28 protein-coding genes and 2 pseudogenes are annotated in these 25,518 nt (G+C 39.9%); 10 read left to right on the top strand and 20 right to left on the bottom strand.

Annotated features, from left to right (window positions below; genetic code table 11):
- From J536_RS07185 to J536_RS07175, 3 genes and pseudogenes are all read left to right on the top strand, one after another.
- Positions 1-201 (top strand): annotated as a pseudogene (locus J536_RS07185) (ASCH domain-containing protein); the annotation flags it as partial.
- A gap of 80 nt (positions 202-281) precedes the next feature.
- Complete coding sequence (locus tag J536_RS07180; RefSeq protein WP_005066079.1) at positions 282-785, top strand: DUF6586 family protein; 504 nt, start codon at positions 282-284, stop codon at positions 783-785.
- A gap of 112 nt (positions 786-897) precedes the next feature.
- Positions 898-1,176, top strand: coding sequence for a hypothetical protein (locus tag J536_RS07175; protein ID WP_002114792.1), 279 nt, complete (start codon positions 898-900; stop codon positions 1,174-1,176).
- Between the two features lie 35 nt (positions 1,177-1,211).
- On the opposite strand, the gene J536_RS07170 is transcribed toward J536_RS07175, so the two are convergent.
- From J536_RS07170 to J536_RS07155, 4 genes are all read right to left on the bottom strand, one after another.
- A complete protein-coding gene (locus J536_RS07170) occupies positions 1,212-2,921 on the bottom strand; it encodes a cation:proton antiporter (RefSeq protein ID WP_032005156.1) in 1,710 nt (569 codons plus the stop codon).
- Between the two features lie 147 nt (positions 2,922-3,068).
- Entirely contained in the window at positions 3,069-3,224 is a 156-nt protein-coding gene (rpmG, locus tag J536_RS07165) for a 50S ribosomal protein L33 (RefSeq protein ID WP_001205031.1), read from the bottom strand.
- A 12-nt stretch (positions 3,225-3,236) separates the two neighbouring features.
- Entirely contained in the window at positions 3,237-3,473 is a 237-nt protein-coding gene (gene rpmB / locus J536_RS07160) for a 50S ribosomal protein L28 (protein ID WP_000048256.1), read from the bottom strand.
- A gap of 167 nt (positions 3,474-3,640) precedes the next feature.
- Positions 3,641-5,089 carry a coniferyl aldehyde dehydrogenase gene (locus J536_RS07155; RefSeq protein WP_017385706.1) on the bottom strand — a complete coding sequence of 483 codons (1,449 nt, stop codon included), beginning with the start codon at positions 5,087-5,089 and terminating at the stop codon, positions 3,641-3,643.
- Positions 5,090-5,201: 112 nt separating this feature from the next.
- On the opposite strand from J536_RS07155, the gene J536_RS0104230 reads away from it, so the two are divergent.
- From J536_RS0104230 to J536_RS07135, 5 genes are all read left to right on the top strand, one after another.
- Positions 5,202-5,894, top strand: coding sequence for a TetR/AcrR family transcriptional regulator (locus J536_RS0104230; protein ID WP_002114968.1), 693 nt, complete (start codon positions 5,202-5,204; stop codon positions 5,892-5,894).
- A gap of 74 nt (positions 5,895-5,968) precedes the next feature.
- Positions 5,969-6,832 carry a formyltetrahydrofolate deformylase gene (gene purU / locus J536_RS07150; RefSeq protein WP_005066088.1) on the top strand — a complete coding sequence of 288 codons (864 nt, stop codon included), beginning with the start codon at positions 5,969-5,971 and terminating at the stop codon, positions 6,830-6,832.
- 382 nt (positions 6,833-7,214) lie between these two features.
- Complete coding sequence (locus J536_RS07145) at positions 7,215-7,970, top strand: energy transducer TonB (RefSeq protein WP_016144264.1); 756 nt, start codon at positions 7,215-7,217, stop codon at positions 7,968-7,970.
- Positions 7,971-8,013: 43 nt separating this feature from the next.
- Positions 8,014-8,634 (top strand): MotA/TolQ/ExbB proton channel family protein, encoded by a 621-nt coding sequence (locus J536_RS07140; protein WP_001011664.1) that lies wholly within the window; start codon positions 8,014-8,016, stop codon positions 8,632-8,634.
- Positions 8,634-9,038 (top strand): ExbD/TolR family protein, encoded by a 405-nt coding sequence (locus tag J536_RS07135; protein ID WP_000885432.1) that lies wholly within the window; start codon positions 8,634-8,636, stop codon positions 9,036-9,038. The genes J536_RS07140 and J536_RS07135 overlap by 1 nt, the downstream gene beginning before the upstream one ends.
- A gap of 57 nt (positions 9,039-9,095) precedes the next feature.
- On the opposite strand, the gene msrA is transcribed toward J536_RS07135, so the two are convergent.
- The 7 genes and pseudogenes from msrA to lgt form a co-directional block, all read right to left on the bottom strand.
- Positions 9,096-9,620 carry a peptide-methionine (S)-S-oxide reductase MsrA gene (msrA, locus tag J536_RS07130; RefSeq protein ID WP_004794799.1) on the bottom strand — a complete coding sequence of 175 codons (525 nt, stop codon included), beginning with the start codon at positions 9,618-9,620 and terminating at the stop codon, positions 9,096-9,098.
- A gap of 100 nt (positions 9,621-9,720) precedes the next feature.
- A complete protein-coding gene (locus J536_RS07125) occupies positions 9,721-10,776 on the bottom strand; it encodes a DUF4105 domain-containing protein (protein WP_032056245.1) in 1,056 nt (351 codons plus the stop codon).
- A 14-nt stretch (positions 10,777-10,790) separates the two neighbouring features.
- The gene (locus tag J536_RS07120; RefSeq protein ID WP_032056244.1) at positions 10,791-11,300 is read right to left on the bottom strand and encodes a dihydrofolate reductase; all 510 of its coding nucleotides are present in this window, start codon (positions 11,298-11,300) and stop codon (positions 10,791-10,793) included.
- A 44-nt stretch (positions 11,301-11,344) separates the two neighbouring features.
- Positions 11,345-12,187, bottom strand: coding sequence for a thymidylate synthase (gene thyA, locus J536_RS07115; RefSeq protein WP_017482022.1), 843 nt, complete (start codon positions 12,185-12,187; stop codon positions 11,345-11,347).
- 146 nt (positions 12,188-12,333) lie between these two features.
- Positions 12,334-12,721 (bottom strand): annotated as a pseudogene (locus tag J536_RS07110) (hypothetical protein); the annotation flags it as partial.
- 9 nt (positions 12,722-12,730) lie between these two features.
- A complete protein-coding gene (locus J536_RS07105; protein WP_002115133.1) occupies positions 12,731-13,090 on the bottom strand; it encodes a hypothetical protein in 360 nt (119 codons plus the stop codon).
- Positions 13,091-13,170: 80 nt separating this feature from the next.
- Positions 13,171-13,989, bottom strand: a complete 819-nt coding sequence (gene lgt / locus J536_RS07100) for a prolipoprotein diacylglyceryl transferase (RefSeq protein WP_005066098.1) — start codon at positions 13,987-13,989, stop codon at positions 13,171-13,173.
- Between the two features lie 93 nt (positions 13,990-14,082).
- Between lgt and J536_RS07095 the strand changes: the two genes are divergently transcribed.
- Positions 14,083-14,862 carry an NRDE family protein gene (locus J536_RS07095; RefSeq protein WP_002114777.1) on the top strand — a complete coding sequence of 260 codons (780 nt, stop codon included), beginning with the start codon at positions 14,083-14,085 and terminating at the stop codon, positions 14,860-14,862.
- Positions 14,863-14,909: 47 nt separating this feature from the next.
- Here J536_RS07095 and J536_RS07090 read toward each other — a convergent pair whose 3' ends face one another.
- The 5 genes from J536_RS07090 to J536_RS07070 form a co-directional block, all read right to left on the bottom strand.
- A complete protein-coding gene (locus J536_RS07090; protein ID WP_032062486.1) occupies positions 14,910-17,243 on the bottom strand; it encodes a PhoX family protein in 2,334 nt (777 codons plus the stop codon).
- 205 nt (positions 17,244-17,448) lie between these two features.
- The gene (locus J536_RS07085; protein ID WP_017482025.1) at positions 17,449-19,401 is read right to left on the bottom strand and encodes a PhoX family protein; all 1,953 of its coding nucleotides are present in this window, start codon (positions 19,399-19,401) and stop codon (positions 17,449-17,451) included.
- 175 nt (positions 19,402-19,576) lie between these two features.
- On the bottom strand, positions 19,577-20,347 hold the full coding sequence (tatC, locus tag J536_RS07080; RefSeq protein WP_017398798.1) for a twin-arginine translocase subunit TatC: 771 nt from the start codon (positions 20,345-20,347) through the stop codon (positions 19,577-19,579).
- The gene (tatB, locus tag J536_RS07075; RefSeq protein ID WP_002114889.1) at positions 20,344-20,781 is read right to left on the bottom strand and encodes a Sec-independent protein translocase protein TatB; all 438 of its coding nucleotides are present in this window, start codon (positions 20,779-20,781) and stop codon (positions 20,344-20,346) included. The genes tatC and tatB overlap by 4 nt, the downstream gene beginning before the upstream one ends.
- Before the next feature lie 12 nt (positions 20,782-20,793).
- Complete coding sequence (locus J536_RS07070; protein ID WP_002114991.1) at positions 20,794-21,012, bottom strand: Sec-independent protein translocase subunit TatA; 219 nt, start codon at positions 21,010-21,012, stop codon at positions 20,794-20,796.
- A 252-nt stretch (positions 21,013-21,264) separates the two neighbouring features.
- Here J536_RS07070 and J536_RS07065 point away from each other — a divergent pair, with 252 nt between their 5' ends.
- Positions 21,265-22,140 carry an AEC family transporter gene (locus J536_RS07065; RefSeq protein ID WP_017482026.1) on the top strand — a complete coding sequence of 292 codons (876 nt, stop codon included), beginning with the start codon at positions 21,265-21,267 and terminating at the stop codon, positions 22,138-22,140.
- 193 nt (positions 22,141-22,333) lie between these two features.
- On the opposite strand, the gene rdgB is transcribed toward J536_RS07065, so the two are convergent.
- From rdgB to metX, 4 genes are all read right to left on the bottom strand, one after another.
- Complete coding sequence (gene rdgB / locus J536_RS07060; protein WP_017482027.1) at positions 22,334-22,960, bottom strand: RdgB/HAM1 family non-canonical purine NTP pyrophosphatase; 627 nt, start codon at positions 22,958-22,960, stop codon at positions 22,334-22,336.
- Positions 22,961-23,134: 174 nt separating this feature from the next.
- The gene (locus J536_RS07055; RefSeq protein WP_005804213.1) at positions 23,135-23,722 is read right to left on the bottom strand and encodes a tetratricopeptide repeat protein; all 588 of its coding nucleotides are present in this window, start codon (positions 23,720-23,722) and stop codon (positions 23,135-23,137) included.
- On the bottom strand, positions 23,719-24,312 hold the full coding sequence (gene metW / locus J536_RS07050) for a methionine biosynthesis protein MetW (RefSeq protein ID WP_001217230.1): 594 nt from the start codon (positions 24,310-24,312) through the stop codon (positions 23,719-23,721). Before metW ends, J536_RS07055 begins: the two co-directional genes overlap by 4 nt.
- Positions 24,312-25,472, bottom strand: coding sequence for a homoserine O-succinyltransferase MetX (metX, locus tag J536_RS07045; protein WP_017482028.1), 1,161 nt, complete (start codon positions 25,470-25,472; stop codon positions 24,312-24,314). The genes metW and metX overlap by 1 nt, the downstream gene beginning before the upstream one ends.
- Positions 25,473-25,518: the final 46 nt, after the last annotated feature.

Genomic DNA, 25,518 nt, shown 5'->3' with positions numbered 1-25,518 from the left:
AAGAGGAAGGAGTTGCTGTCGCTTTAGTTGATGTCGACCTCAGTTCATACTTGGCGAAATGACGAGGTCAATTTAGCCTGTGCATCTGCTTGGAGTGAAGGCTATTTTGCTTGGGTTTTAAGTAATATTCGCCCTTTAAGGCAGCCAGTAAAAATTTTAGCTAAACGTAAAATTTATCAAGTTGAGCTGGATTTACCATAAATAACGTTGATTTTATCAATGGAGTCGTTAAGCTAAGAATAGCTATTGCAATGGCGATTTTAGAACAGGAAAGTTTAGTTATGTCACGTGTTGCTCGTTATCATGCCGATCGTACCAATCAGAAGCTCTATTTTGCACGTCTAGCGTGTCAACAGGCAGAGCAGACCGATCATGTGCAGCAGGTACAAGCTTACCGTGAAGCAGCTGTATTTCATTTACATGGCGCAATGTTAGCGTTCTTACAAGAATTGGTACGTTATTACCGTTTAAATGATTTGCAACCCACCTTAAAATCTATTGAGGAACATATGGCGGCAAAAGGACAGGTTTCCCCTGAAGTGTCCGTTTTGCAGCAATTGGCAAAAGATGGTTTTGTTGCAGAGTTAAAACGAGCTTATCGTATGTGCCAATACGCCCCAGAACCAAAAGAACCGACTCCTGAAGAAGAAACTTCTTCTAACCTTATTATTAAAGTGACACAAGGGCCTCAGTCTTGGTTGCCAGATGTTAAAATCTTGCGTGAATGGCACCGAGAATTAAGTCATTTAATTGATGGTTTTCGTAACGAAATGGTCGAGTTCTAAAATTAAACTGCCTAGATGCTTGAAATTTAGACTAGGTGTGCCTATATAAATAAGACAAGAGATGCAAAGTGCAAGGGTGCTTTGCCACCATGTTGAAACATGGAGGAAGTATATGTCTATACAGCAATTGAAAGAGTTATTTGGAAATCAAGAAGCAGTGTTGGAATTAGTTCAACTCGAAGGTGGCGAACTCGCCTTGCGTAATGCAGGTTCTGAGAATGAACCCTTGGTTAAAATTCAATTTAGCGATGAAGTCAAAGCAATCTTGGGTGAGCAGACTCCAGTTGTTGCTCAGCATATGATTCAGGCTGCATTATTTGGACTGCTGGAAAAGCAGGTAAACGAGTGGCAGGCTGAGGTATTAGACGAACAGCCTAAATTCTTGAGTTAAAAAAAGCGTACTCTTGAGTACGCTTTTTATATGGGTTAATGAATTGTTGACTGATGAGCAAGCTCGATCTGATTTAAGATGTGGTGACTCATATTCTTTGCCATTTCTTCTTTTGCATAGAACACTTCGCCAATATTTTCATCACGGATAACCGCTGCTTCTTCTTTGCTTTCTGCGCAAATTAATACCTGAATCTGAGGATTTAATTGCTTGGCAATCGCCACGATACGGTGAATATCTAAAATATCCATAGGTGAGATTACCAAGAGTCGTGCATGCATGATATGTGCTTGAATTAAAACACTTGGTTCAGTAGCAACACCACTCACAGCAGCAATATTTGCGTTACGTAGTTTTTCTACGATTTCACGATTCTCTTCTGCAATAACGACCTTAATATTCTCATTAATTAAATTTTCAGTAATGCGTCGTCCTACACCGCCATATCCCACAATTACGACCTGATCACGTAAGTAAGCTTGATCAACTTCATCGGGTAACATTGCCAATGGGTCACCGCTACGTTCAAGCAGTCGAGCTAAGTGAGAGCGTTCACGAATCCAGCGTTGTACAGGTTCAATCGCTGAGAAGATGAAAGAGTTAAGCGTAATTGAAAATAAAGCGCCTGCTAGAATTAGATTCTGAGCTTCTAAGCTTAATAAGCCTAAAGAAACACCCAGTGTCGCTAAAATAAATGAAAACTCACCAATCTGTGCAAGGCTTGCCCCGACTGTTAAAGCTGTATTGATTGGATAGCGGAAGAATAAAACCAATGCCATTGCAGCAAGTGTCTTACCCACCATAATAATCGCGATAACAGCTAAAATATGGAGCGGACTCTCAACAAGAATATGTGGATCAAACAGCATACCCACAGAAACGAAAAATAAAATCGAGAAAATTTCACGTAGTGGGAGAGTCTCTTCTTCTGCACGATGGCTAAAGTCTGATTCTTTAACGACCATACCCGCAAAGAATGCGCCTAAAGCCATTGAAACCCCAAAGATGGCATAAGAACCGTAGGCAATCGAAACTGCAGCAGCGACGACAGTCAGCGTAAATAGCTCTCGTGACCCTAAACGAGCAACAAATTGCATAATAATAGGTACAACGCGCTTGCCTACAATGAGCATAAAGGCAATAAAGCCAATCACCTTTAATAAGGTGATTCCAAGGGTTAACCAGATATTACCGTCTGCACCTGCTGGCGCTTTTCCACCGAGTAAAACAGCTGTAGCCGGAAGAAGCACTAAAACTAGCACCATCACTAAATCTTCGACTAACAACCAACCCACAGCAATTTTGCCGTTGACTGAGTCTAAAAGACCTCGGTCTCCTAATGCTTTTAATAATACAACTGTACTCGCACACGATAGACTTAAGCCAAAAACAAGTGCAGACCCGAAACTCCATCCCCATAGCATTGAAACGCCAATACCAAGTAAGGTTGCAACAGCGATTTGTAAAATTGCGCCAGGCAAGGCAATACGACGAACCAGTAATAAGTCTTTTAATGAAAAGTGCATCCCTACACCAAACATCAGGAACATGACCCCGAGTTCTGCAAGCTGGTTGGCAAGGTGGATATCTGCTTCTATACCGGGTGTATTTGGGCTAATAATAATTCCGGCAATTAAATAGCCGATAAGAGGGGGGAGTCGTAATCGGGCTGCAATGTAGCCAAAAATGAGGGCAACGCCGAAACCAACAGCAAGTAAAATAATTAAATCTACGTCATGCGGCACTAAAAACTCCTTTTACGTGAGTTAGGCTAAAAACAAGCATAAAAAATGCCAAGGCGGAATGTAGAGAAAGTTTAACAAAAAGGTAGGTATAAAAAAAATGCAAAAAAAACGACTTCATAAAGAAGTCGTTTTTTTTCGAGGCTAAAATTATTTGATTTTAGCTTCTTTGAAAATCACGTGTTGACGGATTTTTGGATCAAATTTTTTGATTTCCATTTTTTCCGGCATAGTACGTTTGTTTTTAGTCGTGGTATAGAAGTAACCTGTACCAGCTGAAGAAACGAGGCGAATCTTATCACGCATTGCTCAGACTCCTTAGATCTTTTGACCTTGAGCACGAAGGTCTGCAACAACCTTTTCGATACCCAATTTGTCAATAATACGCATACCTTTAGTGGTTAAACGAAGACGTACAAAACGTTTTTCGCTTTCTAACCAGAAACGGTGGTGGTGCAGGTTCGGCTCGAACCGGCGCTTGGTTTTGTTGTTGGCGTGTGAGACGTTGTTACCAACGACTGGACGCTTGCCGGTAACTTGGCAAACCTTAGACATGGTGTAACTCCATTGATTCAGCCAACAGCAAATCTGTGGCCAGTCATACTAAATGTAAACGGATGAATTCATTCAAGGGGCGTTTTATACCAAAAATACGATTAAAAGACAAGCGAAATTGGTAAAAACGAGGCATGATTTAGTATAACAGATCATGCCTTGATCAGTTAGCGCAACAAGGTTTTCGAAATGAAACGATGAATAGGCTTATTGAACGGTGGAAGAATGTATTTAAGGCTATAAAGTTTTGGATTTGACATCATCGAACGCTCATGAGAAAGGCTAAAAAAGCCCTCTGGTCCGTGATATTTACCCATACCTGATGCGCCAATTCCGCCAAACGGTAAATCATCTTGTGCAACATGGGTAATCACCATGTTAATTCCGAAATGCCCTGAATGGGTGTGCTGTGCAATATAGTCAGCACGCGCTTGATCATAGTCAAAATAATACATCGCTAAAGGACGTGGACGACTATTAATGAATTCGATGACTTCTTCTATTTGGTCATATTCTAAAATCGGTAGAATAGGCCCGAAGATTTCATTTTGCATAATATCCATTGCGGTCGTCACGCCAGTGACTAAAGTCGGTGCAATTTTGCGGACATCATCTAAAATTTCATTTTGCGGATTAATTTCAACAATACGTGCGCCTTGATCACGGGCATTTTCGAGATAACCCTGAATGCGGTTGTACTGTTTATCATTAATAATAGAAGTGTAGTCTTGGTTGTTTCTGAAATGAGGATACATTCCTGCCACAATCAATTTAAAGTTTTCGATGAACTCGGCAGTTTTGCCTCGTGGTAAGAAAATATGATCTGGTGCAACACAAGTTTGTCCTGCATTCCACAATTTACCTACAGCAATACGTTGGGCAACATCTTTCATATCCATAGATGCATGCACAAGGGCAGGAGACTTTCCGCCTAACTCGAGAATTACTGGAACTAGGTTTTGAGCTGCGGCTGCCATCACTGTTTTACCAACAGAAGTTGAGCCTGTGAAAATCATTTTGTCAAAAGGCAAATGACTAAACGCATCTGAAATAACGCCACCACCATTTACCACAGCAACTAATTCTTGTGGGAATGCTTCTGCCAATGCACTTTCAAGGACTCGGCCAAAGTTTGGTGAGGCACTAGAAATTTTGATCATGGCATGGTTGCCCGCAGCTAGTGCACAGATCAGAGGTCCAACCGAAAGTAATAATGGGTAATTCCATGGTGTAATAATACCAATCACACCCATAGGTTGATATTGTACCCAACCTTTTGCTGGCTGATGTAATACACTGATATGGCGCTTTGATGGTTTCATCCATGCAGTCAGATGTTTACTGTAATATTTGATTTGTTCCAAACTCGTGAGTAGTTCGCCAATTTTTGTTTCCATAACTGCACGATTGCCATAATCAAGGTTAATTGCTTCGGCAATCTGATCTTGATATTTTACCAAGACTCTTTTAAGACGAGCTAAACGATCAATACGCTCTTTAGCAGTGGGTACCGGATGACGTAAATAAGCGAGCTTTTGTTGTTCAAGCAAATCATGTAAATGCTTAACATCATAAGGAAGCTGAGTCTCTGGATTTGTTTTTGTTTGACTGTTCATCGGTACTTACCAAATATACTGATATACTTATTTTTTAGAGTAAATACTCTAAATAGTCAAGTCGGTTTATGTGTTTAAGTCTTAACCATGTGAATTATTAAAGGTTATTAAAATGTCTCTACCTAAAGCTCTGAAGACAAAAGACCGGATTTTACAAATCAGTTTGCAGCTTTTTAACGAGCGAGGTGAACGGTCGGTTACAACCAATCATATTGCGGCGGAGTTAGGTATTAGTCCTGGAAACTTGTATTACCATTTCCGGAATAAGCATGAAATTATTAAAGAATTAATGTACCAATATCAGGTTGAGACTTTGGAAATGCTTTCGTTACCTGAAGACAGACCATTAACGACCAATGATAAAATCAACTATTTTCAGGTATTAAGTGGTCAACTTTGGAGTTACCGTTTTATCCATCGTGATGTCTATCATTTAGTTGAAAGTAACGAAGACTTTAAAAAGATTTATCCTCGTTTTGCGGGACAGGTCATGCAACAGGGGCAAAAGATTTATCAAGCCTTTGTCGATGCCGGCCTTATGAAAATGACACCATCTGAAATTGAAGCGCTCATTATTAACTTATGGATTGTATTAACAAACTGGACAAACTTTTTATATATGTCTGGTCACATTAGTGACAATAACCACTTAGAAGAAAAATGGGTTTGGCAGGCATTACGTCAAATGGTTTTCCTTGAAGGTCCTTATCTTATGGGGGAAAGCCGAGCAACTTACGAGCAGTTGCTTGATTCACTGGGGCCTTCTGATCTATTCGCCAGCTTGTCATCGTTAAAAGATGAATAGTTGTACTTGCCTATTTAGAGCGCTAGAATACTCGGCTTATTAAAAATTTGACTCAATTAAGTGATATTAACCAAATGAATATGACCACTGCCAATACAGCCCGTTTACTGATTACTTGTGAAGACAAGCCTGGGATCGTACAGGCCGTATCGAGCTTTTTGTACCACCAAGGTGCAAACATTACCGCGCTTGATCAGTATGCGACGGAAGCTCAGGGTGGACGTTATTTCATGCGTGTTGAGTTTGAACTTGACCATTTACAGTCACGTAAAGATGCATTAATTCAAACATTTGCTGCCAACGTTGCTGAGCGTTATGGCATGCAATGGCGTCTTGCTTTCGTAAACGAAATTAAAAAGGTTGGTATTTTAGTTTCTAAAGTCGACCATGCTTTACTTGAGTTATTGTGGCGTCATGCACGTGGGTCGTTACCTTGTGAAATTACACACGTGATTTCTAACCACGAAGATTTACGTGAATCCGTTGAGAACTTCGGTATTCCATTTACTGTAATTAAAGTAACTAAAGACAATAAAGCTGAAGCTTATGCACAAATTGATGAAATGATGCAGGGCAATGATTTATTGGTTCTTGCACGTTACATGCAGATTTTAAGCGAAGATTTTGTTGCGAAATGGGAAATGAAAATCATCAATATCCACCATTCTTTCTTGCCAGCTTTCGTGGGTGCTAATCCATACAAGCAAGCTTATGAAAAAGGTGTGAAGTTGATTGGTGCGACAGCTCACTATGTGACGGCTGATCTAGACCAAGGCCCAATTATTGAGCAAGATGTTGAGCGTGTAAGCCATGACTATAATGTTGAGCAATTACGTGAGCTAGGTGAAGATGTTGAGCGTAATGTATTGGCTCGAGCAGTAAAATGGCATTTAGAAGACCGTATTATTGTTGATGGTAACAAGACGGTTGTTTTTTAAATAACGCTTATTTTAAAAAAGCACGCTTCATGCGTGTTTTTTTTATATTAAAAAAAAATATTGAAATGATATAACATAACAAAATTGAATGAATTTATGGTAGGATTCGATCTCTTCATAGTGAAATTAGCCTAGCTATATAAGTTAGATTAAACATTTTGTGAACAAGAGATATGCATTCATGTAACTATGAGAAAACAAAAGCAAAGACACTCAACTGATACAAATTAGTGATATTGAGCAAATGTTTTTCTCAAAAAATAGTTGCAAATGAAAACACTTCTCATTTATTATTGTGGCACTTTATTGTTCTATCCGATGTTTGAAATCGTTTCTACAAATAGAAAGCTGAAATCATCATCCATTAGGTAATTAGATTCTTATGAGTCAATCTTCCGCAGCCTTAAACTCTCCCAATCCGATGAAAAAGAAAGTCATCACGGCACTAATTGCGGTTGCAATTGGTCATATCGGGGTCTTATGGGCGGTCAGCCATATTAAGCCTGCTGAATTAAAGCCAATCGAGAAGAAGCCTTTACAGGTACGTTTCGTAAAAATTCAAGAGCAACCAAAACCACTGCCTCCTAAACCGAAGGAACCACCTAAAAAGCCGGAACCTAAGAAAGAGGTAAAAGAAGTTAAAGTTGTTGAAAAGCCTGTGACACCACCTAAAAAAGTGGAAAAAATTCAACAGGTGAAAAAGGCTGAAACACCAAAAGAAACAGTAAAGACAGAACCTAAAGTTGAAACCAAAGTGGTGACAACGACGACAACAGTTACTGAGAAAGTTGTTGAAAAACCAAAACCAGTGGTACAAGAAGCGCCTAAAGCTCAACCTGCCCCAGATCCATCACCGAAACGCGTTTCAATTGGTGGTTCGGGTGTACAGTGGAGCCGCTCACCACGTTTAACAGTTTCTTCAAAAGATTTACAAGGCGAAGCACGCTCTGTCATGGTACTCATTGAAGCCGATGAAAAAGGCAAAATTATTAATGTGCGAGTGACTAGAAGTAGTGGTATTTCAAGTCTAGATGACAAAGTAGTCCGTGCTGTTCGCGGTGCGAAATTTAAACCTTATATGGAAAATGGTGTTGCTTATCCAATTAAAGCAGAGCAACCCTTTGATTTAACCCCTTAAATGAATTTGAGTCCCAACGGCTAACCTTAATCAGGAGTTCAATATGAACTTTTCAATCTATTGGCAACATGCAGATGCAGTGAGTAAAACCCTGTATTTCATCTTATTGGCAATGTCGATTGCTACCTGGACAGTTTTCATCTTACGTTTGATGGGGACTCGCCAGCTAAAGCAACAAGCTTATGCTCAACTTTCTCAGGCTATCACTTCGCTAAAAGCAAAGTTACAACCTTTGAGTTTTGAACAGCGTAAAGCGGTTGCAGAGCAGGCATTACTTCGTCAGATTTCTGCTGAAAAGGCCAATGCTGATAAAGGTATTTCTGTTTTAGGAACGATTGCTTCAATTGCACCATTCGTAGGTTTGTTTGGTACTGTTTGGGGTATTTTCCATGCGCTGGTTGCCGTAGGTAAAAGCGGACAAGCAGGTTTGGCTCAAGTGGCTACACCAGTAGGTGAAGCACTGATTATGACAGGTCTTGGTCTTGCAGTTGCGATTCCAGCGGTATTGGCTTATAACATTTGTGTACGTGCAAACCGTGGTCTTGCTCACGACTTACAAGACCAAGCGCACAGCTTGTTAATTGACACGATGTTGCAGCAAGACTCAACTGTAAAGTCTGATGTTAAAACTGCACAGCAAAGTTACGTTGGAGGTCAAGCTTAATGGCTTTTCAATTGGGTGAAGACCACGATAGTGGCATGAATGAGATGAATCTCATTCCGCTAATCGACATTATGTTGGTGTTAATGATCATCTTTTTGGTCACAGCAACAGTTGCCAACCCATCGATTCCATTAACGCTTCCTAAAACAACTGCTGAAATTATTGATCCACCACCAAAAGCAATTACGATTAGTATCAATGCAAATGGTGAAGTGGCTTGGGATACTCAAGTAATTAGCCTAGATGAGCTTCAAAAACGTTTTCAAGAAGCAGGTCAAGGCGATGTTAAACCAACAGTTCAACTTCGTGCTGATAAAGAGTCGAAGTACGATACTGTTGCTCAGGTAATGTCTCGCGCCAGTGAAGCCGGACTGAGCGATATTGCCTTTGTAAGTGAAAACTAAAATTTAGTTTACTCAATAAGAAAGCAACCAAACTGGTTGCTTTTTTATTGCTCTGATTTACTGATCTTTCATCAGATGCTGGAATTTACTATATAGCTTGAGCAGTTTTGGTGGAATCGCAAAGTTGCAATAACCTTGTGAAGGATTCTTTGCATAGTAATTCTGATGATATTCTTCTGCTGGATAGAATGTCGGAACAGGGGACAGCTCAGTCACAATATCAAGATCGTCATTTTTTAGAGTCTGAATCGTGTGTTCCGCTGCCTGCTTTTGCTCTTCATTATAATAGTAAATAACAGAGCGGTATTGTGTGCCGATATCATTACCTTGACGGTTTAAAGTCGTTGGATCATGAGTCGCAAAGAACACGTCGAGTAACTGGGAGTAAGTTACTTGCTCTTCATCAAAGTCGACTAAGATCACCTCAGCGTGCTGGGTGTCTCCTTGACATACTTGCTCGTAAGTAGGGTTAGTCGTGTGCCCACCTGCATAACCACTCGTTACTTTTTCTACACCGCGTATTTGTAAAAATACAGCTTCGACGCACCAAAAACAGCCGCCGCCAAATAATGCCTGTTGCATTGTTTTTCCCTCTATTTCCTGCCTATTACAATAGGGTTTATGTATTTAAAATACAAAGTAAAGCATGTATAAAAAAGTAAAGAAAAGTGCATTACTTATTTCATTTAGCTTTAGGTAAACCTTGTCGAACGATTTGAGAGAAGTGTTCACTACTCTGATCTGAGAGCTGTTCAAAATTTTCAGTTCTTGGGTTGATATGCGCAATTTGATACCACTGTTTTAAACTGATATTCTGATTAAGTGCTTTAAGGTCATATAAATAATTAGGTAAGTAACCCGAAGCGATTAGACGATAATCTTTAGGAAGTTCATAGGGGTTAATTGCTTGAACCATATCAAAAATTAAAGTTGTACAGTTACTCGTAAGTGTGTTGTACCACTCAGGCTTTTTGCGTAGCTCATCCGATTTCTTAAGATATTCTAAAAATAGCGCTTTTTGCTCGCTACGCGGCATATTGACTGGGAAATTATAAACCTGCTCTTTACGGATGTTGCTACGCGTATAGACAATATCTTTCTCATCAGAAGCAATTAAGCTCAGTTCATATTTTCTAAAAAAACCGCCAATTGCCGAAAACTCTTCAGTTTTTTCTTTACGAATCTCGATTGAGAAGACTAGTGGTTGTTGGTGTGCAAACTCAAAACTTACAAGTGTATGAGCAATTTGTGGTCCCATCCAGTAAGAAGTAATGATATTTACTCCATTTAACTGGTTGAGGTCAAAAGTGCGGGTTTCCCATCGCACATCATAGGTTCCGTCAGGATGCCAGTTGAAGTTACGAACATTGTGCAAAGTGATCACATCGCCGTGCTTTTCGTAACTCAGTATATTGGCAACTTCAGGGTTCCAGTCTCGATCTTGACGTGCAGTAATCGAAAAATACCAAACAAGAGAGCAGGCAAACGCTAAAAGATAAATCAGGATATCGGTACGGCGGCTAATAATATGACCTTCAACATATAAGCCAGCCATGCTGAGTGCAAAAGCAATCCAGATGCCAATGAGTATGCGGCTGCCTAACCAGCCAAAAGGTTGTTGGACCCAAAGCGCTACGCATACCCAAATGCTAGAGAACACAATAAACAGCGTGAATAAACTATGTAATAGCCCAAAAAGTAGAGCAATAATAAATTCACGTGTTCCGATATTGTGCATAGGCATCCATAAAATTATTTTTTATAAGTAGCAAACTCGAATGAAGTTCCTGATTTTTCATCAACATGCTGTTCACTTGCGGTTTTATGAAACTCACTCGGTATTGTTGGATAATGTGCATCACCTTGTACATCTAAGTCAACATGAGTGAGCTCAAGACGGTCTGCAATCGACAAGGTTTGCTTAAAGATTTCACCACCACCAATAATGAACAAAGCTTGTTTTTCGGTATTCTTTACATCTTCTAAAGCTGCATTTAAGGCATCTTCAATTGAATACGCAACTTTAACACCGTCAAACTGCCAGTTAATGTCACGGGTAATCACCCAATTCACACGGTTTGGTAGAGCACGGCCCATAGACTCAAGGGTTTTACGGCCCATCACGACCACGCCACCTTGTGTGATTTCTTTAAAATGTTTTAAGTCGGCAGAAATATGCCATGGCAACGCATTGCCTTTACCAATACAGTGGTTTTTGTCCATTGCCACAACTTGGACAACTTCTACATTTTGCCATGCCATAATCTTATTCTCTAAACCGTAATCTAATGAAATTTAAGCCTTTGTTATACTGCAACTGGTGCTTTAATTGCCGGATGTGACTCGTAACCTACAATCTCGATATCTTCAAATTTGAAATCAAATAAGTCAGTTATTTCTGGATTTAGTTTCAATTGGCATAACGGTAAAGGCTCACGTGTCAATTGAAGTTTAGCTTGTTCAAAATGGTTGGCATAAAGATGTGTATCACCACCAGTCCAGACAAAATCACCTACACCTAAACCGCACACTTGAGCAATCATATGGGTGAGTAGAGCATAACTCGCAATATTAAAAGGCACGCCTAAGAACACGTCAGCACTACGTTGATAAAGCTGGCATGACAACTTGTTGTCTTGTACGAAAAACTGGAAGAGCGTATGGCAAGGCGGTAAGGCAACTTGTCCAGCTTCATTTGGGTTCCAGCCAGAAACAATTAAACGGCGTGAATTTGGATTGGTTTTAATTTCATTAATTAACCATTTAATCTGGTCAAAACCATCTTGGTTATAAGAGCCGTCTGCATTTTTAGTTGCGCCGAAATTACGCCATTGATGACCATAGACTGGTCCAAGTTCATGCTCTGGACGGCCAAAGCGAGCAGTTTGTTCTGCTGTTGCCCATTCGTCCCAAATTGAAACTTTATTGTCTTTTAGGTATTGGACGTTAGTGTCGCCTTTTAAAAACCAAAGCAACTCAATCACAATCGAGCGGAAGTGAACTTTTTTGGTAGTGAGTAAAGGAAAACCTTTAGAGAGATCAAAACGCATTTGATGACCAAATACAGAACGGGTTCCTGTGCCTGTACGGTCGCCTTTGTCACCGCCATTATCAAGGATATGTTGTAGTAGGTCTAAATATGCACGCATAACACTCTCGAGTTCGGATTAATTCCATAATATAGAAAGGGGGAGATAGCTCAGAAGATAAATAATTACTCAATAGAGCTGCTTCATCATGAACCACTGAAGATGATACCTGTTGTAGCTCAAGATGAAAATCTAAAATTAGTTCTAAGATATTTTTGCTGAATGTGTTTAGTTAAATCTTTTAGCACGATTTTGATAAATCGAAACAAGAAAAAAGCCAACCAGTACAAAGCCTAAAGCTTGTATGAGATGAATCCATTTATGCTGAAAAGGGAGCAAATACATCAAAATAATAATGATCAAAATAGGATAGATTTTGATTAAAACTCCCAAGCTTGATTTGCCTGATGTGTTGTTTGAAAGTTTGGTATTCAAGTAATGCTCAATATGTAAACCAAATCCGAAAATAAGGCTGAGTATTGTATAAATAGGAGGTAAGGGCTGAACTTGATTAGCAGCATAAACTGCAACACAAACAACGATAATGAAGATAAGTTTGATGTGACGTGGTGCGTTGTACCAATAAGCCAACATATATTGAGCCTATTTATTAAAAAGTGATTGAGGTGAAAAAATAAAAGCAGCAAGTGCCATAAAAGCGATTCCTTGCACACCCCAGATCAGCAAGTTCGGCATTGTTTTAACAAAAATAAGTGCAAATAAAAGAGCGATAGGTATCCACGTCAGCAGGCGATAAAGTAGGCCAGTTGGATTTTTTTGAGCAAAATGCAATTTAAAATAGCGACAGATTAAAAAAATAACCCCAGTTCCTGTAAACATTAGAATGGTATCTAAAGGCAGTGGTTGGTACTGATATAACCCAATACAGATCAACAGTGTAATAATTAAAATTACTAATTTTTTAAATGTCGGGACTTGAGTGTTAAACCAGAATTCCAGCATGTCGTATCTTCATTTTTAGGAGAGTAAAAACTGTAGCATAAAAAAGAAAAGAGGAGCCGAAACTCCTCTGATTTATCATATTAACTGTTCTTTTGTGGGCCCCAGTCATAAATTTTCTTTTGGTAGGCATACCACATCATCCAAAGGCCAATTAATAGCATTGGAACGGTGAGGATCTGACCTTTAGTCATCCAGCCAAATAAAATGAAACCTTGGTCGGCATCTGGTTGACGGAAAAATTCCATTACGAAGCGTGCAACACCGTAGCCCATTAAAAATAGGGCAGAAACCGCCATGCGTGGACGTGGTTTTGAACTAAACCACCACAAGACAATAAATAGGATTAAGCCTTCACAAATTGCTTGATAAATTTGTGATGGATGGCGTACCAGTTGTAATGGATCAGTTGGGAAGATCATACCAAATGGATAATTTGGGTCGGTTACCGCACGACCGTATAGCTCTCCACCAATAAAGTTACCAAAGCGCCCAAACATTAAGCCAGTCGGTACACATGGGGCAATAAAGTCGAGGGTTTGGAACCATGTTTTTTGATATTTTTTACACCAAAATAACATCGCAATCATGACGCCTAAGAAGCCGCCATGGAAACTCATACCGCCTGTCCAGACTTGGAATAGCCAAATCGGATTTTCAAGGAATTTATCAAACTCATAGAAAAGGACGTAGCCGACACGACCGCCCAGAACGACACCTAAAGCACCGTAAAACACCAGATCGGAAACCATTTCTGATGTCCAGCCATCACGCTGTTTGGCACGGTAGGAAGCAAGCCCCCAAGCACATAAAAATGCCAATAAATACATGAGTCCATACCAATGGACTTGAAGAGGTCCTAGATGTATTGCGACCGGATCGATATTAGGATAGGTCAGCATTGCTGCTCCTTGATCTTACGTTTTGACAGATTGTAGCGGAATGATGTGAAAAATGTTGTACATTCAATGTGTAAAGATAGGGAATAAGAAAAGATGTGTATTGTGGCTTTAGCATGGCATGTTCTGGATGATATGCCCTTATGTCTTATGTCAAATCGGGATGAGTTCTATCATCGACCAACAGCATTGTTACATCAGTGGCAACATACACCGATTATTGCTGGGCAAGATTTACAGTCGGGTGGTACTTGGATGGGCGTTACACCTCAAGGCCGATGGGCTGTCTTGACCAATTTTCGTGATGGACGAGATCAGAAATCATATGAAACCTCTCGGGGGCATTTAGTTCAGGCTTTTTTAGAGTCAGATTTATTGCCGATTCGATTTGCTCAACAATTAGAACAGCAGCAACAGAACTTCGCTGGCTTTAACCTGTTTATGGGAAATGCTGATCAAGCGGTTTATATGAGTAACCGTGGTGAAGCCCCGCAAGTATTAGCCAATGGTGTTTATGTGGTTTCAAATGGTTTGATGTCTGAACATTGGGAAAAAACCAGACATTTAAGAACACGTTTTACGCAAGAGTTTTTGCCTATGCTTCAGCACCAGACGGAAGAGTTAACTTTGCAACATGCTGCATGGGATATTCTTGAAGATGAACGTAAGGTCACAACGGCATTATTACCCAATACGGGCATTCAGCCAGAAATGGAAGAGTTATTATCATCGACTTTTATTCAAAGCCCTGTGTATGGCACACGTTGTTCAAATTTTTTAAGAATGACCAATAACGAATGGCTTTGGTTGGAAAAGACCCAACAAGGCGAGCATAGTGGGCAAATTGTTCAGCAACAGGTTCTCTTAAATCGATGATAATAAAAATGCCGATCAATTGACCGGCATTTTTAATCATCTAAGAATTAACCCACGATCACACCGCCATCTTTACGGGTAATCACAACAGTTGCTGAGCGTGGACGCGCAGTTTTGTTGCTTGGATCTTTCTGGGTTGCTGGCCAGTTACTTTCTGGTGTCGAGTAACTTGCAGAATCTTCGCCAGGGTGTTGAACATTAATGAAAATTGCTTTGTAGTCAGGTGTCATCGCAATACCTGTAATCTCACATTGCTTAGGTCCCACCAAGAAACGGCGCAAAGTTGAGTCTGTAACTTTAGCACCGACTAAAGTTTGCTGACCATTTGAGGTAGTTGCAGGAGCACCATCTCCAATCTGGCCTGGTAGCGCAGCAAGCATCATACAGTTAGTGACATCAGTATATGCGCCATCATCTGTTTGAATCCAAAGTACGCCACGTGGGTCGAACCACATACCATCTGGAGATGACAAATCATTGTTGTCTGTTAAACCAGATAGGTTGATGTTTGAAGCCATAGATGCTTCTGCACCAAATAGGTAAATATCCCATTTGAAGGTTTCAGCAGTCGTTTTGTCATCAGTTTCTTTAAAACGGATAATATGACCGTTAACGTTACCCTTTTGCTCTTTAGTGCCGTTGTAGAGGTCTGTGTAGTTACGTGGGTTTGCAGCATCGGTCGCGTAATCTTTACCACGATTTGAGTTATTGGTTAGGGTGACATAGACCTCGCCGTTTACTGGGTTGACCGTACACCATTCTGGGCGGTCCATTTTTGTAGCACCGACTGCATCGGCGGCTAAACGTGCAAATGTGACAACGTCAGCTTGAGATTTAAATGGGTAGGTCGTGTTGCTTTCATTTAAGCCATTTTTGCCATAAGCAAGTTCAATCCATTGACCTGAACCATCGTTATTAAACTTGGCAACATACAATTTACCTGCGTTCATGTATTTGTCGCCAACTGCATAACCGCCATTTATATCTTTAGCATCCCACACTGCGGTAGAGACGAATTTATAGATGTACTCACCGCGAGAATCATCGCCCATATAAAATGCTAATGGTTGACCTACAACGGCACGGCAAGCACTGTCTTCATGTGCAAAACGACCAAGTGAAGTACGTTTAACTGGGTTTTGACGTCTATCAAATGGATCAATCTCGACCATCCATCCGAATGTATTTGGACCGTTGCGGTAGTCTTGGGTAGCTTGTGCAGCTTTTACGTCGGCATTCCAGCGGTCATATAAGTCTTGTGACTCTACTTGACCAATCGCAGTTTCCCAACCGTAACGAGAACTTGCACCTAAATAAATTTGTCGTCCTTGTTCATCAACGTTAGGGATTAACTCACCATTTTTATCTTTTTCATAAATGATTTTGCCCTCGGTATCTTTTTTAGGGGCACCTTTCTCATCTTTCTCATAACGATAGAGCTCATCTTTTTTAACACCTAACCCATAACGCTTTAATGCAATTTTTTCTGCATCTGTACGTGCATATTCATCGCTACCTGAACGTTGGAAATAACCAATAAAGTTTTCTTCCGTGGTTAAGTATGTGCCCCAAGGTGTATAACCATTACCGCAGTTATTATGGGTACCGCGAGTTTTACGTGCATTAGGGGAGAAGCGAGTTGCGAGTAAGCCAGAACCAGCTGCTGCACCTTCAAAATCCATCTCTGTTGATGCTGTAATACGACGGTTAAAAGCAGAACTTTTATCAATTGTTACTTGTTGAGTTATTGGGTCTTTTTTAATGTGAACAATAGAAACGCCATGCGCATTGGTTTCACGAATGACTTCATCTTCAGGACGACGTCCATCAACTCTTGTTGGACCTTTTGGGTGAAGGAAGGTCTGGTTGATATATTCGTGATTCATGACTAACAAACCTTCAGCTGAAACACTTTCGTCAAAGCGGTTTGTTGAAGTATTTAAGCCAAAATAATGCATACCATCATGGCAGTCGCCAGAGCGAAACTGGAAGCTTGGACCAGATGGAATATTATTGTCGTCCCAATCTCCAACTTTTGGATTGATTGAGTCACCTAAAGCATAGATAACATTCGCTTCATAACCTTCAGGTACAGTCACAATATCATTATGGTTTTTCGCAACTGCGGTAAAAGTTAATTTTTCTGGTTTTTTATTTGGGTCTACAGGTGTGGTTCCACCGTTGTTAGAACCTGAATCATCATCGCTATCATTACAGCCTGTTAATGTAGAGGCTAAAGTTAACGCTACAGCACCACTTGCTGCTTTAGTAATTAAACTACGGCGACTGATGTGTTGTTCTAAAATGTCACGAAAGTGGATGTTGTCAGAAGTATTATTGTCCAGTTCTTGGTCTTCATGATATGGCGACAGCTCTGTCATGGGGAATTCCTAAGTAAATAAAGAGATTGTTCTAAAATTCTTCATGAGCTTAGTTTGTGAATGTGACGAGGTGTTGACGTTTTGATGATAAGTTAATGAAAAGTTCTGTAATTTTTCATTTAATTTTCATAAAAAGTAAAAGTTGAATGTAAAAATATTAAAGCTGACCTTAGCCAGCTTTAATATTTAAAGAGGTTATGAAAAATTATTTAGTTGTGACTGAAGGGGCAATTGGGTCTGCTGTAATATAGCCGACGTTAGCACTATAACCATTGTTGTAATTTTGGTTAATTAATGCCTTAACATCCTCAGGTACACTACTACTGTCGCCTGGATGTTGGAAGTTGCTCATGATGTAAGTCCAACCGTTGATTGAATCTACAGCATGTAAACCTGTTGACTCTGCACCTGCAGGTGTAGAAAGCAGTCGTGTTAACTCTTTGGTATCTACATTGTATGCCCACAAGAAGTTGTTCACGTGGTTACCTGAGTCTTCACCAATGAATAATGTGCGTAAAGTTTCGGAGAACTTCAGATTGTCTGGGCTAGCAATTTTGTCTGGATTCGCTGTATTACCTAAACTATCTTTCGCAGCAAGATCTTCACCCATGAGTAGCATATATGAGTAAAGAGGAACCCACTCGCTATTGATTGCGCTACCTTCGTTGTCTGTAAAGCTATTACCTAACTTGTGTGCAAGCACGCCACCAGCAGTAATCTTTTTAGAGAACGCTACATTATGTTCCGCAACATAACCTTTACCGCCAATGACCATTGAATCTTGAATATTAGCTAAAGCAGAGTAAGCAACTTTATCTTTAATATTTACGTTAGTACCTTCCATCTTGGTGAACGCCATACTTGCACCTTTTAGTGCTGCATAACGATGTGTTTCCAAGAAAGCTGCTGCTTTTTCCATGCCTGGTTTAAGTTTGACCCAGAGCTGTTTCTTTGCCAAAGTGATTTCAGTATAGCTCGCATCATTTGGATTGGTTGTTAAACTTTCCATGATGTCAGTTGACTTAATCCCACCAGCAACTAAATCCTCAATTTCTTTACTTGTCGCATGGCCAAGTTTGATCCATTGAATGCTAGCAGTTGAGGTTTCAGTTAGAGTATTGATGTATTTAGCAACATATAGTGTCCCTGCTGATAAATCTTTTTCTTTATCTGCAACGAACATGAAGAAGCCACCGTTGGTGTAGTCATCTCCCATAAGTGCTGTACGGTTGTCTGGCATAACATGGATAAGTTCGTGAGAAATACGCCCTAAACAATAGTGCTTTTTAATGCTACCTGTACCATCAAGGTTAACCGTTACTTCTGGCAAATGACCGTAGTTATATGGATTTGCTTTAGTTTCGTCACCAAAGAAGTATTTACCAAGATATTTTGGATCTGTACCGCCAATGCCTTGATTGAATGCATCTGGCTCGTATTCTTCACTTGATAAGTGAGTGTTCCAAGGCGATAAACTTGCACCACAAGTGATCCATAAGCCATGAACAGGAGCAGTATCAACATTGAAGTATTTTTTAAGTTCTAAGTGACCTGTTTTTTGGTCTTGATCTAAAGTTAAAATGGCAATTGGTGAAGGTAATTGACCGTAAGTATCACCACCTGCTTGGTCTTTAGAGTTGTATTCAAATTGAACGACATGGAACACTGGGTTTGCTACGCCTTCAACTTTCGCACCTTCTAATTGAATTAGAGATGAACCATCTGGACAGTCTGAAAAGAATTGACGTTCTTTACCAGCAACTGACTTATCCATAATAGGATTGCCATTAACATCAAAATAACCACCCGCGATAATCGTCCCACCACCAAGTTTTGGTACGCTATCACCAGTTTTAAAGAAAGGTTTATAAGCGAGTTGGTATTCAGTACTGGTTGAATTTTCCCAATCAATTTTTAATTTAGAATTCACTACAGTTGTTGCACGGTCTGCCGCAGTTGTTGGCGCTGGCATTGCTGTGAATTTTGCATTTTTAAATTTGCTTGGTTGTGGTGTGGGAGTGACTACTGAGCTGTCATCACTATCATTACAACCTGCTAATGTTGCTGCCGTAGCCATCGCTCCTAATGGTAGAAAAGGAATCCCCGAAAACCATTTTAAAATTTCGCGACGCGTTGGTTGAGTAGAAGCAGTTGTCATAAGAAATCCGTAAATTTTGTGGGTATATTTGTTGAGTTGATTCTATGGACTGAAAATGACACTTTTCTTACATTTTTAAGTCACTTTGAAGACAGTTTATTGCTTTGTAGATTAAAAAGTGTTCTACATAAAAAAGCCTGAACTTGTAGGTCCAGGCTTTTCCTTAGAAATCATTTTATTCAGCAGAGTGGGCTTTTCTTTTCTCAAGAATTTTACCGAAGAGGAGGCCAAGTTCGAAAAGCAACCACATTGGAATTGCTAACATCACCATTGAAATTGCATCTGGCGGTGTAATAAACATCGCTACAAAAAAACATCCAACAATAATAAAACGTCTTTTTTCAGCAAGGCTTTTTGTATTTACCACACCGATTAAAATAAGGAGAAGCGTAGCGATTGGAATTTCAAAAGTCAGTCCAAATACTAAAAATAACTTTAAGCAGAAGCTTAGGTAGCTATTAATATCCGTCATCGGTGCAACAGTTTCAGGCGATACACTAATAAAGAAATGTAAAATTGCCGGAAGAGTAATGTAATATGCAAAAGCAACACCCGCATAAAACAAGACAATACTACCGATGAGTAATGGTAGTGCTAAATGACGTTCTTTTTGATACAGCGCTGGACGAACAAATGACCAGATTTCATACAGAATAAATGGCATTGCCAGCACAAGTGCGACAAATAAATTGAGTTTAAAAGGCGCCATGAATGTTGCAGTGACATCGGTTGCAATCATTGACGAGGAGGTTGGAAGTTGCAGCCTCAAAGGTTCGGATAGTAATTGGTAAGTATTATTTCTAAATGGTAATAAGCAAAAAAATAAAAATAAGGTTACTCCGACAATCCTAAATAAATGACGTCGTAAAACGACCAAATGGCTCATGATTGGCATTTGGTCTAAATTTTCCTGATTATTTACAGTGGTTGAAGGCAGTTGGTTCATACGGCAATCTTCAATTTAACAGGTGATGTCTCTGAAATATCAGTTGATGATGCTAAAGGCATAAATTTTCTAATGTATGGCACTTTATAATGGCCTGATATAGGAAGACATATCCGAATAGGTTGGGGCACTGATTTGGTTGCCTCAGCCTTATCTATATTTTCAGAAATATTCTGCTTTTGAATTTCTTCAAGCTGTTGTTGTACTTTACGTTCTAGTGCTTCAATGCGGTTGAGTTCTTCTTGCATTTCTTTTCGAAACTCAGAAAGACGCAACTCTTGATCAATCTCATTTTGCAAATTGGTAATATAACGTTTTAGGCGAACATACCAACGACCAGCAAAGCGTGCAGCTTCTGGAAGTTTATCTGGACCTAAAACTAAAATTGCAATAATTGCAAAACAGAGTAGCTCTGTCATTCCTACATCAAGCATGGTCGAAAACCTTTAGCTTTTTACTGATGTGCTGTCAGGTGTTTTGACTTGGGCATCAATTGTACGTGGAGTATTAAGAGCAGTGGTCTCATCTTCTTCACGAACTGATTTTTTAAAGTCTTTTACTGCACCGCCTACGTCTTTACCGATATTTTTTAATTTAGACGTACCGAATAATAAAATAACGACAATTGCAAAAATAACGACATGCCAAATAGATAAACCGGCCATGATCTTATACCTCTTTTCAGTTTGCTTTATATCAACAGGTTGCCATGACAGGAATGTGACATTTATATGTCATTTTTAAGACAATGAATGACTGTCAAAACCTAAAAAGTTCATTTTATAAACTGAATATCTTGTTTTTTTATTTATACATAGTTTGAAAAGAGTCACTTAAATTACTTGAAATGGAGAGTACATTTCATTTTGAAAAGGTGTAGCATAGCAAGCTGGTTTTGATGAGCAAGAGGAGAGAGCGTGGCGCTACTACTGCCAATATTGGCATTTATCACTGGACTTTTACTTGCTCAGACTTCTCTTTCAGAAACGTTAAAACCTGTTCTTTCAGCTTGGCTTTCCCGTTTATTGATTCCAATTGTTATTATTTACAACATGGTATTTTATCAGCCAGGTAGTTTGAGTTTAATGCTGTTTAGCTTCGGTTCAGCATTTCTTATTTTCTTTGCTTATTTAGCTTTATTTAAAGACAGATTGTTAGCGCTATGCGTAAGTTATACCAACATGGGGTGGCTTGGCTTTCCCTTTGCCATGGCTTTATTTGGCCCTGATGCTACGGCACCTATTGTTGCGCTATATATTGGAGTCTCTCTTTTTGGCAATGCATGGGCTGTTACGGCAGTCACCACTGCACCACAAAGTAAGCTCAACATATTAAAAAAGGTTTTAACTTCTCCACCGTGTATTTCAATATGTTGTGCACTTTTACTTAGGTCGTTAGGTGCTCAACATATCGAGCATCCTGCTATACATTGGGTATATGAAGTTGCCAAGTTTGTCATGACTTTTGCTGGTATGTGTGTGCTGGGAATGTGGCTACGCCGTACCCGAGTGCATTTAAAAGACTTAATTTACAGTACAAAAGCTCAAGCATTTAAAGTAGTGTGCGGGTTTATTCTTTGTGGCTTAACTTATAGATTTTTACCCATTCCAAATATCAGTCAGCAAATTGGAGTGATGTTTTTAATGTTCTGTCTGCCGCCAGCAGCCAATATTGTAGCGCTAGAAACACATTATCAAGGGACGGGAAGATCGGCGGCTTATATTGCCTCAGGGACGATTGTGAGTTGTATTTTTATTGCGATTTATGCGGTATTTTTGCATTTCCCACTATAATTAATTTAAAAATTTTTCCCCTATATCTGCTTGTGCGAAGGCGACATGGATGCCGCCAGTTAGACTGTGGTACATGAACGTACCATCAGTCTAACAAAAGATTTTTGCTTACTTTTTCATCTTTGAAAAGTAAGGTCTGCCTATACAAAGTTTAATATATTCTAACGCTGCATATTGTGGCCATGTGATCAGCTTACTTCTGTAAGCTCTCTCTAAATAACTGCATCGCTTGTCCACGATGACTAATCTTATTCTTATCTTCTTTAGACAACTCAGCGCTAGAAACTTGTAGTTCAGGCAACCAGAACAATGGGTCATAACCAAAGCCATTTTCACCACGTGGCGCTTCTAAAATTTCGCCGTGCCAAATACCTTGGAAAATTTGTGGTAAAGGATCTTCAGCATGAGTGACTAAAGCAAGTACGCACACAAACATACCTTCAATCACTTCACCATTTTTACGGTAGGGTAAAAGGTCATTTAATAATTTGGCATTGTTGGCTGCATCGTCACCATGTTCTCCAGCATAGCGTGCTGAATAAATACCAGGTGCGCCGCCTAAGACTGGTACACAAATACCAGAGTCGTCAGCCATAGCAGGTTTACCTGAAATTTTAGAGGCATGACGAGCTTTAATAATGGCATTTTCAATAAAGCTTAAACCATCTTCAATTGCATCAGGAATATTAAGGCGACCTTGAGGAATAATTTCTACTGGTAAATTAAGCTGTTCAAAAAGTTTTTCAAACTCTGCGACTTTACCTTTGTTATTGCTGGCAAGAACTAAACTGCCCTGATCAAACCAATGTGGGGTAGACATAATAAAACCAAACTTTATAGCTAATATCGAACGTGAGTTATGTTACGTGTTTTTTAAGAGGGGATATAGAGGGAAATAAATAGAATATAAAATGGGACAACCTAAACTAAAGCCACCTTGTAGAGCATACAAGGTGGCTTTAGTCGAGTAAGGTTTTTTACGGATGAACCGTTATTATTGTGCTTGAATCCATTTGTCTGCACGGTCACGCGCTGTACGGATTTGTTCTTGAGTTAAGTTCGCTGCTAGAGCAGTTTTCTTACCTTCAGATAGGCTAATCACTTTATTGTCGAGCATGCCATCACGAGTTGAAAGCTCATACCACTGGTAAGCACCAACGTAGTTTTTCTTTTGCTCTTCCATCATAGCAAGGTTATAGCTTGCACGGTTATCACCATTGCTTGCTGCTTTTTCAAAGTATTTACGAGCCATAGACTCATCTTTTTTAACACCAATACCATCGGCATACATGCGGCCTACGTTTAATTGTGCTGGTGATAAACCTTGATCAGCTGCTGCTTTAAACCATGCGAAAGCTTGTTTGTCATCTTTTGCTACATCTTTACCATATTGATAATGTGTACCAAGATAAAACTGTGCGCCTGCTTGACCAGCTTTTGCTGCTTTCTGAAGATCGTTAATCCCCATTGTTGAAAAACGTGCAGCCTGACTCGCAACCGATTGTGGCTGGGCGATATAATCTGCATGAGCCTGCATACTTAGCAGTCCTGCAAATAGTGTGCTAAATAATGTCTTTTTCATAGTGCACTCACTCGATAAATAGCGACTTCACCAAACAAATTCGGAACATGTTTGCTTAACAGGCTTCCCTGCTGATTTCCATTGACGGCGAGTCGATTAATAATTTGTATCTGATTTTCAGCACATAGTGCTTCGAAATCTTTAAATGTACATAAATGAATGTTGGGGGTGTTATACCACATATATGGTAGAGCATCCGATACAGGCATCATTCCTTTTAATGCAAGAAAAGAGCGAGTCTTCCAATGCGCAAAGTTTGGAAAAGTAATAATTGCCTGTTTACCCACACGCACCATGTCTCTTAATAAAACATCGGGTGCATCTACGGCTTGCAAAGCTTGTGCCATAACCACATAGTCGAAGGACTGGTCTGCAAAGCGGCTTAAGCCGAGATTCAAATCTTGTTGAATAATATTTAACCCGCGACTGACGGCAATTGCAATCTTTTCTTGATCAATTTCTAAACCATAAGCACGAATTTGATGCTTTTGGCTCATATGAGCGAGTAATTCACCGTCACCACACCCTAAATCGAGTACGCTTGAGCCGGGTTTAATCCACTTTTCTGCCAGTTGTTGATCAATACGCATTAGCTTGCCTCCAGTGATGTCGATTTTAAGTGTTCTTCACCGCCTAAGAAAGCGCGCATGGTTTTGACATACAGTGGAATCGGGAATAAGAACGAGTCATGTCCTTGTTCAGCATCAATGTCGAGATAACTTACTGGCTTATGATTGGTAATAAGTGCATCTACAATTTCTTGTGAGCGGCTTGGTGCAAAACGCCAGTCAGTTGTGAACGAGACAATCAAGAACTGGCATTTAGTTTTACCCATCGCTTCAGTTAAAGAATGACCGTACTCACGAGATGGGTCAAAATAATCTAAAGCTTTAGTCATGATGAGATAGGTATTGGCATCAAAGTTACGGCTGAACTGTTCACCTTGATAACGTAAATAGCTTTCGACTTGAAACTCGACATCAAAACCGTACATAAATTTGCCAGATTTTAAATCACGGCCAAATTTTTGTTTCATGGCTTCTTCTGAAAGATAGGTGATATGACCGACCATGCGAGCCAGAATTAGTCCGCGTTTCGGGTAACTATCATTTTCTAAATAACGGCCATGATGGAAATCTGGATCAGACAAGATTGACTGACGAGCAACCTCATTAAATGCAATATTCTGTGCTGAAAGCTTTGGTGCACTGGCAATAATCACACATTTTTGTAGGCGGTCAGGGTAGTCTACGGACCATTGTAGTGCTTGCATGCCTCCTAATGATCCACCAACCACTGCATACCAGACATTTACACCCAAACGGTCAGAAAGCATGGCCTGAGTTTTAACCCAGTCGCGTACCGTTACTAATGGGAAATCAGGTCCATAAGGGCGATTGTCATTTTCAGGATTTGGTGAGGTCGGGCCAGTTGAGCCATTACAACCACCAATATTATTTAGCGAAACTACAAAAAACTTATTTGTATCGATTGCCTTACCCGGGCCAATACAACTATCCCACCATCCAGCTTTTTTATCATCTTCATGGTGATAACCCGCTGCATGATGATGTCCGGAAAGAGCATGACAGATTAAAATTGCATTTGATTTATCAGCATTTAAAGTGCCGTAAGTTTCGACCATTAGTTCAAAACGTGGCAAAACACGATCACATTCAAGGTGTAATGGTTCTTCAAATTGGAACTTTTGCGGAGTGACTAACCCCACTGAATCAGCTGGAAAAGACACGGGAACATTTCGCCTTTTAAATCTTTCAGGAATAAAAAGAAAGGAT

Origin of the sequence: Acinetobacter sp. 809848, assembly GCF_000581275.1 — a bacterium.
In the GTDB taxonomy this organism is placed as follows: Bacteria; Pseudomonadota; Gammaproteobacteria; order Pseudomonadales; family Moraxellaceae; genus Acinetobacter; species Acinetobacter pittii.
Note: the sequence above shows the minus strand (reverse complement) of the source record. Positions and strands in the feature narration are given on the sequence as shown.

Coding starts and splice junctions, on each gene's coding strand:
- J536_RS07180 (WP_005066079.1), top strand. CDS start 282: ATGTCACGTGTTGCTCGTTATCATGCCGATCGTACCAATCAGAAGCTC.
- J536_RS07175 (WP_002114792.1), top strand. CDS start 898: ATGTCTATACAGCAATTGAAAGAGTTATTTGGAAATCAAGAAGCAGTG.
- rpmG (WP_001205031.1), bottom strand. CDS start 3,224: ATGCGTGATAAGATTCGCCTCGTTTCTTCAGCTGGTACAGGTTACTTC.
- rpmB (WP_000048256.1), bottom strand. CDS start 3,473: ATGTCTAAGGTTTGCCAAGTTACCGGCAAGCGTCCAGTCGTTGGTAAC.
- J536_RS07155 (WP_017385706.1), bottom strand. CDS start 5,089: ATGAACAGTCAAACAAAAACAAATCCAGAGACTCAGCTTCCTTATGAT.
- J536_RS0104230 (WP_002114968.1), top strand. CDS start 5,202: ATGTCTCTACCTAAAGCTCTGAAGACAAAAGACCGGATTTTACAAATC.
- purU (WP_005066088.1), top strand. CDS start 5,969: ATGAATATGACCACTGCCAATACAGCCCGTTTACTGATTACTTGTGAA.
- J536_RS07145 (WP_016144264.1), top strand. CDS start 7,215: ATGAGTCAATCTTCCGCAGCCTTAAACTCTCCCAATCCGATGAAAAAG.
- J536_RS07140 (WP_001011664.1), top strand. CDS start 8,014: ATGAACTTTTCAATCTATTGGCAACATGCAGATGCAGTGAGTAAAACC.
- J536_RS07135 (WP_000885432.1), top strand. CDS start 8,634: ATGGCTTTTCAATTGGGTGAAGACCACGATAGTGGCATGAATGAGATG.
- msrA (WP_004794799.1), bottom strand. CDS start 9,620: ATGCAACAGGCATTATTTGGCGGCGGCTGTTTTTGGTGCGTCGAAGCT.
- J536_RS07125 (WP_032056245.1), bottom strand. CDS start 10,776: ATGCACAATATCGGAACACGTGAATTTATTATTGCTCTACTTTTTGGG.
- J536_RS07120 (WP_032056244.1), bottom strand. CDS start 11,300: ATGGCATGGCAAAATGTAGAAGTTGTCCAAGTTGTGGCAATGGACAAA.
- thyA (WP_017482022.1), bottom strand. CDS start 12,187: ATGCGTGCATATTTAGACCTACTACAACATATCCTTGATAATGGCGGT.
- J536_RS07105 (WP_002115133.1), bottom strand. CDS start 13,090: ATGCTGGAATTCTGGTTTAACACTCAAGTCCCGACATTTAAAAAATTA.
- lgt (WP_005066098.1), bottom strand. CDS start 13,989: ATGCTGACCTATCCTAATATCGATCCGGTCGCAATACATCTAGGACCT.
- J536_RS07095 (WP_002114777.1), top strand. CDS start 14,083: ATGTGTATTGTGGCTTTAGCATGGCATGTTCTGGATGATATGCCCTTA.
- J536_RS07090 (WP_032062486.1), bottom strand. CDS start 17,243: ATGACAGAGCTGTCGCCATATCATGAAGACCAAGAACTGGACAATAAT.
- J536_RS07085 (WP_017482025.1), bottom strand. CDS start 19,401: ATGACAACTGCTTCTACTCAACCAACGCGTCGCGAAATTTTAAAATGG.
- tatC (WP_017398798.1), bottom strand. CDS start 20,347: ATGAACCAACTGCCTTCAACCACTGTAAATAATCAGGAAAATTTAGAC.
- tatB (WP_002114889.1), bottom strand. CDS start 20,781: ATGCTTGATGTAGGAATGACAGAGCTACTCTGTTTTGCAATTATTGCA.
- J536_RS07070 (WP_002114991.1), bottom strand. CDS start 21,012: ATGGCCGGTTTATCTATTTGGCATGTCGTTATTTTTGCAATTGTCGTT.
- rdgB (WP_017482027.1), bottom strand. CDS start 22,960: ATGTCTACCCCACATTGGTTTGATCAGGGCAGTTTAGTTCTTGCCAGC.
- J536_RS07055 (WP_005804213.1), bottom strand. CDS start 23,722: ATGAAAAAGACATTATTTAGCACACTATTTGCAGGACTGCTAAGTATG.
- metW (WP_001217230.1), bottom strand. CDS start 24,312: ATGCGTATTGATCAACAACTGGCAGAAAAGTGGATTAAACCCGGCTCA.